Source organism: Elstera litoralis (genome assembly GCF_000963705.1).
GTDB lineage: Bacteria > Pseudomonadota > Alphaproteobacteria > Elsterales > Elsteraceae > Elstera > Elstera litoralis.
The window spans coordinates 1-9,990 of sequence record NZ_LAJY01000179.1 but is presented as its reverse complement, the minus strand read 5'-3'; the positions used below and the strand labels follow the sequence as shown (position 1 = coordinate 9,990).

Below are 9,990 nucleotides of genomic sequence, written 5' to 3'. Positions count from 1 at the left end.
GTAACAATCAAGAAGCCCTGTCTTGGGAGGGGTGCGCCCGTGAGTATCGACTGGAACACTGCTTTTGCGCCGCGCGCGTTAAAACTCACCGCGTCGGAAATCCGCGAGCTGCTGAAGCTCATCAATCAGCCGGATATTATTTCCTTCGCGGGCGGTATTCCCGATCCGGCGCTGTTTCCCCATGCCATTTTGGCGGAAACCTTTCACGAGATTCTCTCGAACCCGGCAACGCGCGACGCGGCGTTGCAATATTCGGTGTCGGAAGGCTATCAGCCGCTGCGCGAATGGTTGGCGCAAACCTATCTGCCGAAAATCGGCATCGCCACCCACGCCGATAATATCCTCATCACCAATGGCTCCCAGCAGGGGCTGGAGTTCCTCGCCAAGCTGTTCATCGGCACCGGCGACAGGATTATCGTCACCAATCCCAGCTACCTCGGCGCGCTTCAGGCTTTTAGCCTCTACGAGCCGACCTTCGTCACGGTTCCCGTGCAAGATGATGGCGTCGATCTGGCCGCGCTCGAAGCCGAAATGGCTAAAGGGGCGAAGTTCTTCTACCTCACGCCGGATTTCGGCAACCCCTGCGGCGCAACCGTTTCGCTTGCGCAACGACGGGCGATGCTGGAACTCGCCTACCGCTACGGTATCGCCATCATTGAAGATTCGGCCTACGACCAGCTTCGTTACGATGGCGAACCAGTGCCGCCGCTGCTGGCGCTCGATAGCGACCGGCTGAACCAGCCGCGTCCGCTGAGCGAAGCGACAGCGCAAGGTCAGGTGATCTATACCGGCACCTTCTCCAAAAGCATCGTTCCGGCCTTGCGCATCGGTTGGATCGTCGCCCCGCAGCCGGTGCTGCAAAAGCTGGTGCTGATGAAGCAGGCGTCCGACCTGCACACGCCGACGCTGAACCAGATGGCCATGTTCAAAGTGGCCGAAACCATCATCTTCGACCATGCGGCCAAAATCCGCGCTGTCTACCGCGAACGGCGCGACGCGATGCTGACCGCGCTCAACGAGTTCATGCCCGACGGCGTGAGCTGGACCGAGCCGGAAGGCGGGATGTTCGTTTGGGTTACGCTGCCCGAGGGGCTGGACGCTGCCGAAATACTGGCAAAATCCATCGCCGAAATCCGCGTCGCCTTCGTGCCCGGCGCGGCCTTCTACCCGGATCGCTCGGGCAAAAACACTATCCGCCTCAGCTTCTCGGTGCCGCCGCCCGAAAAAGTGCGCGACGGTATCAAACGCCTCGGCGGGCTGATTACCGAAGCCGTCGCGGCCTTGAAGGTGGACGCCTAAAGCGACGGCTCCCGAATCGCGGATTCTCAAGGGCGCGGTCGCCCTTGAGCGGAGCCCTTGGATATCTCTTGAGAGAGGACGCGCCCCATGAGCTTCGAAACTCTCGCCCTATTCTCGCTCGCCTGCCTGATGCTGGCGATCACGCCGGGGCCGGACATGATCTACGTGCTGAGCCGCTCGATTGCTCAGGGGCCGTTAGCCGGGCTGGTCTCGGTCGCCGGGTTTGCCGTGGGGATCACGTGCCACGCGCTCGCGGCGGCCTTCGGGCTTGCGCAACTCTTCGAGAGTTCGCCGCTGGCCTATGATGTGCTGCAATATGCGGGCGCGGCCTATTTGGCCTGGATGGCATTTCAGACTTTCCGTAGCCCGGAATTGCCCTTTCTCACCAATGCCAAAGCGCCGAAAGCCGCGCTCTGGCGGGTGTTCCGGCAGGCCTGCATCGGCAATCTGCTGAACCCCAAGGTCATCCTCTTTTTCATCGCCCTCTTCCCGCAGTTTTTGAACCATCAGGACGGGTCGATTCTGGGGCAGACGCTGATTCTGGTCTTGATCCTCAATATCATCGGCAGCGCTGTGACCGGCACGATTGCGCTTCTGGGCGGGCGCTTCGGCACCTTCATGAGTAGCCGCCCGCGCTTTCAGAAAGTGCAGAAATATCTGCTCGGTACCGTTTTTGCCGGATTGGCGCTGCGATTGGCGATGGGCCGGTCGACTTGACCGGCCCTTTCATTACGCAACCCGAACAGCCTTTAGAAACTCTTCGACCTCTTCAGTGAGCTGCGCCGAATAGCCGCCCAATTGATCGGCGGCATGCAGCACATTCTGCGCCGCCGAGCCAGTTTCATTGGCGGCCGCCGACACCGTTACAATGGTGCTGGAGACCTCCTGCGTGCCGAGCGCGGCCTGTTGTACCGAGTCGCTGATCGCCGCCGTTGCCGCCCCTTGCTCCTCGATCGCCGCCGCGACCATCGCCGCAATCTCTCTGAGATCATTGATTGTCGTGCCGATCCGCCCGACCGCCGTGGCGGCCGCCTGGGCGGTGCGCTGCACATCGCTTACCTGAGCGGTGATTTCGTCGGTCGCCCGCGCGGTTTGCGTTGCCAGCGATTTGACTTCGCCCGCGACGACGGCAAAGCCACGCCCGGCCTCGCCGGCCCGTGCCGCCTCGATCGTCGCGTTGAGGGCGAGCAGATTAGTTTGTCCGGCAATGTCGGAAATCAGCGTCACAAACGAATCGATTCGCCCAACGGCTTGGGTTAGCCCACTGAGGGCGGCGTTAATATCCGAAACTTCGGTCACGGCGCGCCCGGCAATTTCGGTGGAGCGCGTTACCTGCGCGCCGATTTCGCTGATCGAGCCGGTGAGTTGATTGGCGGAGACGGCGACCATATGGACATTCTGCGTCGCCTGCTCAGCCGAGGCCGCAACCGCCGCCGATTGGGTGCTGGTCTGCCCGGCCATCGCCGACATTTGCTCAGCGGTTAGATGCATGGCCCCTGCCGCAACCGCGACCGAGCCCACGACCTGTTGCACGCTGGCTTCAAAGCGGCTGGCGAGGGCTTGCAGCGTCACCCGCCGCTCCTCGGTAGCCAAGGTTTGCGCCTGTTTGGCCTCCTCATCCCGCTGGGCTGCGCGCACGGCAGTATCGCGGAAAGTCAGAAGCGCCGCCGCCATGCCCGAAATCTCATCGGTGCCGCCCGCCGGAATCGGTGCATCGAGTTGACCGAGGCGGACTCGCTCCATCGCCGCCGCCAGCGCGTGCAAGCGCCGGGCAATCCCGCGATGAACCAGGAACCAGCCGACGATCCCGGCAAACGCCAGTCCGCCCGCGCCTAAGACCAGCAGTAGTAAACGCGCTTGGTCGATACCCGAATCGAGTGCGCCGATACCGTCGCCCATGCCGCGTTGCATCGTCGCGGCAATCCCATCGGACGCGCGCGTCAAGGCCATCACCGCGTCGCCCGCTGCCGCCAATGTCGCGATTTCCTTCCCGGCCTCGGCGAGATAGAGGGTGCGGGCGGCAAACAGCGCCTCCGCAGCGGTCGCGACCTGCGCCGCGCCATCGTCCAGCCCGATCGAGACCGCCGCATCGCCCATAGATTTCAGCAGTTTGCTCACCGCCGCCTGGGATTTCGCATAACCCGCTTTGGCCTCTGCCAGCGCCGGCGCGGTTTGCGCAACGGCGCCCTGAAGCAGCAATGCCCGCAGTTGCGTGACCTCGCGCTGCACCTGCAAGGCCGTGCGCAATGTTTTGAAATCGGCTAAGGGCTTAATGTTTTTATCGACAATCCCGGCGTCCAGCCCTTCCATCACGGTTTCGAGCGTGAAGGAGGCACTGCGCACCAGCGGATTGACGAGCGCCGACGCGGCTTCCGTCTTTTCGCTCGCCTCTGCGGCCGCCTTCAGAACCGCCAGCCCGGAGGCAAGCACTTGACGGTGATGGTCCTCAAGGGCGGTGAGAATAGCGGCGAGGCCTTGGTAATGCCCGTTTAGGGCGTCCCATTCCGCCGCCGACAGGGTCGAGCGCAGGGCTATAATCTTCGTTTCAACATCGGCCAGATACCCGATCAGCCGCGCCTGCTCCACCCCGAGCGCGCCTTGATCGGCGGTGACGAGCAGCGACGGGGCAGCCGCCGCAATCGCGTTCGCCTTAACCCCTAATTCCTGCGCCAAGCTTAGGTTTGGCACGCTTTCAGTGGAAATGGTGGCGAGCATATCGGACAACCGCCCGAACCCCTGCCAAGCCACACCTGCGGCTGCAATCGTCAGTCCAGCCGTCAGCCCAAACGCCACCAGCAACTTTGTGCGAATGGTCGCTGTCATTTCCTTTAGCCTCCTCGGTCGGCCGCCCGGTTCATCGCCGGCGCGTGCTCAGTTCATCGTACCGAAAAAGCGTAACATCGATTTCACTAATCAATTATTAGGAAGTCACGAAAGTGACTTAAATGTTGCCACTCTCGTTGGGAGAGCTAATTTTCTTTTAGGCGGCCATAAGCTGTGAGAGCGCCCGCCGCGCATCCGACCCGATGACTTGGCGCTGATTGGAGCCGCGCAAACGGCCTGCCAAAATCATGGCGACGGCGCGATGGAAGCGGAAGGCGAACCCATCGCCGGACTCAAGCCGCGCCAACAGGGGCTGACGCTGAACCCGCATCACCTGCCCTGGGGCGGTTAACATCACGGTCGCCGACGCAGGAAGGCCATCGATCAGCGAGATTTCCCCCGCCACGTCGCCGGGGCGCAAATGCGCCAAAACCGCGCCCGCCCCAAGAACCGCCGCATGCCCCGAGAGCAGAATAAATAGGTCGGAGGCTTGTGCCCCATCGGCGATCAGCACCGCGCCGGGCTGATATTCCGCCCGGTCGCCGATTGTCCCCAACCAAGCAAGATCGTCTTCAATCAGTGCATCAAGGAACATGAGGTCAGCCCGTCATTTTTGATCTGCGACATTTTGTACGCATCAAGGCTTAAGGAAGCTTAAACGCAGTGTCATAAAAAAACGGACGCCGGTATACCCGCGTCCGTGATCGAACCGTCTGCGATGCTGAGGTTACGGGCGCGCTTTAACGGCGGCATCCGGGAAATCGCTGAACAGGCCATCGACGCCAAGGCCGAAGAATAGCTTATATTCCGCTGCCGGATCGCCCTTAAAGTCCGATGCCAAGCGCTTCGGCTCGTTACGGAACGTCCAAGTGTGGATAACGAGGCCCGCATCATGGGCGGCTTTCACTAGGCCGGTTTCCGGCAGGAGAACGCGATCTTGCTCGTCGATCTTGCCATCTTTGTTCAGATCGTCGGGCTTGCCGTCGTTATCGGCATCAACCTGCTTGCCCGGAACGATGTAGGGCTTCCAGGGGCCGACGCCATCGGCATAGGTCTTGATGTCCGCAAGGCCCGCCGGGGTCAGCAGGTCCTTGAAGGTGCGCTTATCGCCGAGAACGGCAAAATCATAGGGTTTATCATAGGGGGCGGCGAGGGAGATATTGCCGTCCTTATCCACGTCATCGGCATCGATGAGCTGCACGAGGCGCAGGTTGGTCTTCGTGCGCAGATACTTGAGGTTCGAGACTTCAAAGCTCTGGATGAAGACCGGATCAGCCTTTTCATTCCAACCGGCGGCCTTCAACTGCGCCACGAGACGATCTTCCAGCGGCAGGCCGATGGCGTGATGGAACGTCGGGTGCTTGGTTTCCGGATAAATGCCGATCGTGCGGCCCAACCGGGCGCTTTCCTTTTTGGCGAGATCGATCACTTCCTGAAAGGTCGGGACCAGGAACTTGCCGTTGTTCGACTGGTCGCGGTCGGCAAACGCCTGCTTGGCGCGCAGCGTCTTCAGTTCGGCGAGGGTGAAATCGGCGACCCACCAATCGTCGGTGGCAACGCCATCGAGATTGCGGACGCGCTTGCGGTTGGCGAATTCGGGACGATCGGCCACATCGGTGGTGCCGGAAATGATCGGCTCGTGGCGGGCGACCAGAATACCGTCTTTCGTGGCGACCAGGTCGGGCTCGATGAAATCGGCACCCATTTCAATCGCCTTCGTATAGGCCTCAAGCGTATGCTCCGGCAGATAGCCGCTGGCGCCGCGATGGCCGACGACGAGGGGCTTTTTGCCGTCCAGCGTCTTATATTGTGCCAGCGCGCCGGTCGAAGCCGTCAGCGCCGTGCCGAGAACCAAAGCCGCCGTTAGCGCGCGCGAAACCGAAATAGTCATTCTAGACCCTCCAAGGAGATCAACCTGAGGGCGATACCATCCCCATAACCCGCGACAGCCGCGTGATATTGGTGTGACGGTTTTATGGGGAAAGGCTTAATCTTCTGAAGCATTTACCCCAAAAGCAAAACGGCCCGCCAAAAGGGCGAGCCGCATTGAACGCTTCTGAAGAAAACGCGTTAGGCGGTGCGCTGGGTTGCCGCGACGCGCGCCCGCGCCAGCTTCAGCGCCGCTTGATCGGTGCCCGCTTCCGCCTCGCGCAGGGCGCTGCCGCCGCTGCAACGTCGATCGTTTTCACCGACACCGCGTCTTCCGCCAATACCACGCAGCGTTCCGCCGTCACTTCGGCAAAGCCGCCCGCAACGAAAATGCGATCGACGATTTGGCCGCCGTCATGGACCGCGACGACGCCGGGATCGAGCGTCGCCAAAATCGGCGCATGGCCGACCAACACGCCGAACTCGCCTTCGGTGCCGGGCATGACCACCATATCGACCGGCTTGGAGAGGACGAGACGCTCCGGCGAGACGAGTTCGAAGGTGATTTTACCGGCCATGCTGCGCATTCCTTAAGTCTTGGTCGTCAAAACGGGGGGTGGCTTTGCGGCCTCTCCCCCCTTTAGGCAGGAAGGGTTAGGCCGCTTCCGCTGCGAGACGCTTTGCCTTTTCCACCGCATCTTCGATGGTGCCGACCATGTAGAAGGCGGCTTCCGGCAGATCGTCATATTGCCCGGCGACGATGCCCTTGAAGGCGCGGATCGTATCTTCGAGCTTCACGAACACGCCCGGCGTGCCGGTGAAGACTTCGGCGACGTGGAACGGCTGCGACAGGAAGCGCTGGATCTTACGGGCGCGAGCCACGATCAGCTTATCTTCTTCGGACAATTCGTCCATCCCGAGGATGGCGATGATGTCCTGGAGCGACTTGTAGCTTTGCAGCACGCGCTGCACGTCGCGGGCGACCTGATAATGCTCTTCGCCAACGATGCGCGGATCAAGCGCACGGCTGGTCGAATCGAGCGGATCGACGGCCGGGAAGATCGCCATTTCGGCAATCTGACGCGACAGCACCGTCGTTGCGTCCAAATGCGAGAAGGAGGTGGCCGGGGCCGGATCGGTCAAATCGTCGGCGGGCACGTAAATGGCCTGCACCGAGGTGATCGACCCCTTCTTCGTCGAGGTGATGCGCTCTTGCAACTGGCCCATGTCGGTCGACAGGGTCGGCTGATAGCCCACCGCCGACGGGATACGGCCCAAGAGTGCCGACACTTCCGCGCCCGCTTGGGTGAAGCGGAAAATGTTATCGACGAAGAACAGCACATCCTGGCCTTCTTCATCGCGGAAATATTCAGCAAGCGTCAGACCCGACAGCGCCACGCGCGCACGCGCCCCCGGCGGCTCGTTCATCTGACCGTAGACGAGGGCCACTTTCGAGCCCGGACCATCGGTCTTGATAATCCCGGAGTCGATCATTTCGTGATAGAGATCGTTCCCTTCACGCGACCGCTCACCCACGCCGGCGAACACGGAGTAACCGCCGTGGCCCTTGGCGACGTTGTTGATGAGTTCCTGAATGGTCACGGTCTTGCCGACGCCCGCGCCACCGAACAGGCCGATCTTACCGCCCTTCAGGTACGGGGCGAGCAGATCGACGACCTTAATGCCGGTGACGAGGATTTGAGCTTCCGTCGCCTGATCGATATAGGCCGGAGCCGCGCGGTGGATACCCGCCGTACGGGTCGCACCGACCGGGCCGCGCTCGTCGATCGGCTCGCCGATGACGTTGAGGATGCGCCCCAGGGTTTCCGGGCCGACCGGAACGCGGATGGCGTCGCCGGTATCGACCACTTCCGTGCCGCGCACGAGACCGTCGGTCGTGTCCATGGCGATGGTGCGAACGGCGTGTTCGCCCAAATGCTGGGCCACTTCCAGCACCAGCACCTTGCCGTTGTTGTCAACGGTCAGCGCGTTCAAAATCGGCGGCAGTTCGCCTTCGAACGTGCAGTCGACAACGGCACCGATGATCTGAGAAACGCGCCCAATATTGTTCTTCGCCATTTTCCGCTCTCCTTCGGAGAAATCCTATCTGCCAGACCGATGAAACGCTTCGCCTTAGACCGCTTCCGCCCCGGAGATGATTTCGATCAACTCCTTGGTGATTTGCGCTTGGCGCGAACGGTTGTAGGTCAGGGTCAACCGGTTAATCATATCGCCCGCGTTGCGGGTTGCATTGTCCATCGCGGTCATCCGCGCGCCATGTTCCGATGCGCTATTTTTCGAGCAGAGCCTTGTAGATCTGCACCGAAAGATTACGCGGCAGCAGCGCCGCCAGAATGGCTTCTTCGTCCGGCTCATATTCGTACAGGGCCGAGGCCCCGCCGCTGGCCTTACCTGCGTCAACGGCAGGCAGCGGCACCGGAATGAGCTGCTGACGGGTGACGATCTGGGCAATGGCCGAGCGGAAGCGGGCATAAATGATATGCGCGCTATCGATTTGACCGGCATCGAACAGGCTGATGACCTTCTGCGCAACAATGTTGGCGTCGGCGAAGCTCAGCTTCTTCTTACCCGCGAGTTCCATCGACTCAATGATGATATCGCCGAACTCTTTGCGCAGCCCGTCGCGGCCCTTGCGGCCCACGCAGTAGAGCTTCACCGTCTTCCCCGAGGCCTGGAGGCCCCGGATCATCAGGCGCGCGTCGCGGATGATTGAGGAGTTGAACGCCCCGCACAGCCCGCGATCCGCAGTCGCAACGATCACCAGTTGGACCTTGTCCGACCCGGTGCCGGTGAGCAGCACCGGCGCGTCGCTGGACACGCCCGAACCTAAGGTGGCGATCATCCGCTCCATGCGCTCGGCATAGGGGCGGGCGGCTTCGGCCTGTTCCTGGGCGCGGCGGAGCTTTGCCGCCGCGACCATTTTCATTGCCGATGTGATCTTCTGTGTCGACTTGACGCTACGGATGCGTAGCCGCAAGTCCTTCAAACTGGCCATGGCGCTCTCGCTCTCCCGTCAGGCTTCCCCAGGTTACGCGAAGCTCTTGGCGAATTGGTCTAAGAAGGCCGCCAGCTTTTCTTCGGTTTCCTTGGTGACTTCACGGGTATTGCGGATCGAGTCCAGCAATTCCGGAGCCTTGGCTTTCAGTTCCTCGCGGTACTTCTTTTCAAAGCGCGTCACGTCGCCCGTGGGCACCTTATCGAGATAGCCGCGCACCCCGGCGAAAATCGAAGCGACTTGCTCTTCCACCGGCATCGGTTGGAACTGCGGTTGCTTCAGAAGTTCGGTGAGGCGAGCACCGCGCGCCAGCAGGCGCTGGGTGGCGGGGTCGAGATCGGACGCGAACTGCGCAAAGGCCGCCATTTCGCGGTACTGCGCCAATTCCATCTTAATCTTACCGGCAACCTGCTTCATCGCCTTGATCTGCGCGGCGGAACCGACGCGGCTGACCGAGAGACCGACGTTAATGGCAGGCCGGATACCCTTATAGAAGAGTTCCGTTTCGAGGAAGATCTGACCGTCGGTGATCGAAATCACGTTGGTCGGAATGTACGCCGACACGTCACCCGCTTGGGTTTCGATGACCGGGAGTGCCGTGAGCGAGCCGAGGCCGGAGGCTTCGTTCATCTTCGCGGCGCGTTCCAGCAGGCGGCTGTGCAGGTAGAACACGTCACCGGGGTAAGCTTCGCGGCCCGGCGGACGGCGCAGCAGCAGCGACATCTGGCGATAGGCCACGGCCTGCTTCGACAGATCATCATAAATGATGAGCGCGTGCATGCCGTTATCGCGGAAGAATTCACCCATCGCGCAACCGACATAGGGGGCGATGAATTGCAGCGGCGCGGCTTCCGAGGCGGTTGCGGCCACAACAATGGTGTAATCCATCGCGCCGTAATCTTGCAGCGTCTTCACGATCTGCGCCACGGTCGAGCGCTTTTGCCCGATCGCGACATAGATGCAGTAGAGCTTCTTCGACTCGT

8 protein-coding genes and 1 pseudogene are annotated in these 9,990 nt (G+C 61.5%); 2 read left to right on the top strand and 7 right to left on the bottom strand.

The features are described 5' to 3' along the window. Together VZ95_RS08060 and VZ95_RS08055 are read left to right on the top strand one after the other, a co-directional pair. Positions 1-1,299 (top strand): aminotransferase-like domain-containing protein (locus VZ95_RS08060; RefSeq protein ID WP_332308038.1); only part of this gene is annotated, 1,299 nt, incomplete at its 5' end. 87 nt (positions 1,300-1,386) lie between these two features. Beyond that, on the top strand, positions 1,387-2,016 hold the full coding sequence (locus tag VZ95_RS08055) for a LysE family translocator (protein ID WP_045775391.1): 630 nt from the start codon (positions 1,387-1,389) through the stop codon (positions 2,014-2,016). A gap of 12 nt (positions 2,017-2,028) precedes the next feature. Here VZ95_RS08055 and VZ95_RS21785 read toward each other — a convergent pair whose 3' ends face one another. The 7 genes and pseudogenes from VZ95_RS21785 to atpA all read right to left on the bottom strand — a co-directional run. Continuing rightward, positions 2,029-4,122, bottom strand: coding sequence for a methyl-accepting chemotaxis protein (locus VZ95_RS21785; RefSeq protein ID WP_052711594.1), 2,094 nt, complete (start codon positions 4,120-4,122; stop codon positions 2,029-2,031). Between the two features lie 157 nt (positions 4,123-4,279). Then, positions 4,280-4,717, bottom strand: coding sequence for a cyclic nucleotide-binding domain-containing protein (locus VZ95_RS08045; protein ID WP_052711593.1), 438 nt, complete (start codon positions 4,715-4,717; stop codon positions 4,280-4,282). A 132-nt stretch (positions 4,718-4,849) separates the two neighbouring features. After that, the gene (locus tag VZ95_RS08040) at positions 4,850-6,013 is read right to left on the bottom strand and encodes a glycerophosphodiester phosphodiesterase (protein ID WP_052711592.1); all 1,164 of its coding nucleotides are present in this window, start codon (positions 6,011-6,013) and stop codon (positions 4,850-4,852) included. 223 nt (positions 6,014-6,236) lie between these two features. Continuing rightward, positions 6,237-6,569 carry an ATP synthase F1 subunit epsilon gene (gene atpC / locus VZ95_RS08035; protein ID WP_084627652.1) on the bottom strand — a complete coding sequence of 111 codons (333 nt, stop codon included), beginning with the start codon at positions 6,567-6,569 and terminating at the stop codon, positions 6,237-6,239. 76 nt (positions 6,570-6,645) lie between these two features. Then, complete coding sequence (gene atpD, locus VZ95_RS08030; protein WP_045775390.1) at positions 6,646-8,070, bottom strand: F0F1 ATP synthase subunit beta; 1,425 nt, start codon at positions 8,068-8,070, stop codon at positions 6,646-6,648. A 54-nt stretch (positions 8,071-8,124) separates the two neighbouring features. After that, positions 8,125-9,007, bottom strand: a pseudogene (locus VZ95_RS08025) (F0F1 ATP synthase subunit gamma). A 33-nt stretch (positions 9,008-9,040) separates the two neighbouring features. Continuing rightward, positions 9,041-9,990, bottom strand: a 950-nt coding sequence (atpA, locus tag VZ95_RS08020; RefSeq protein ID WP_045775389.1) for a F0F1 ATP synthase subunit alpha, incomplete at its 5' end; no start/stop codon positions are given.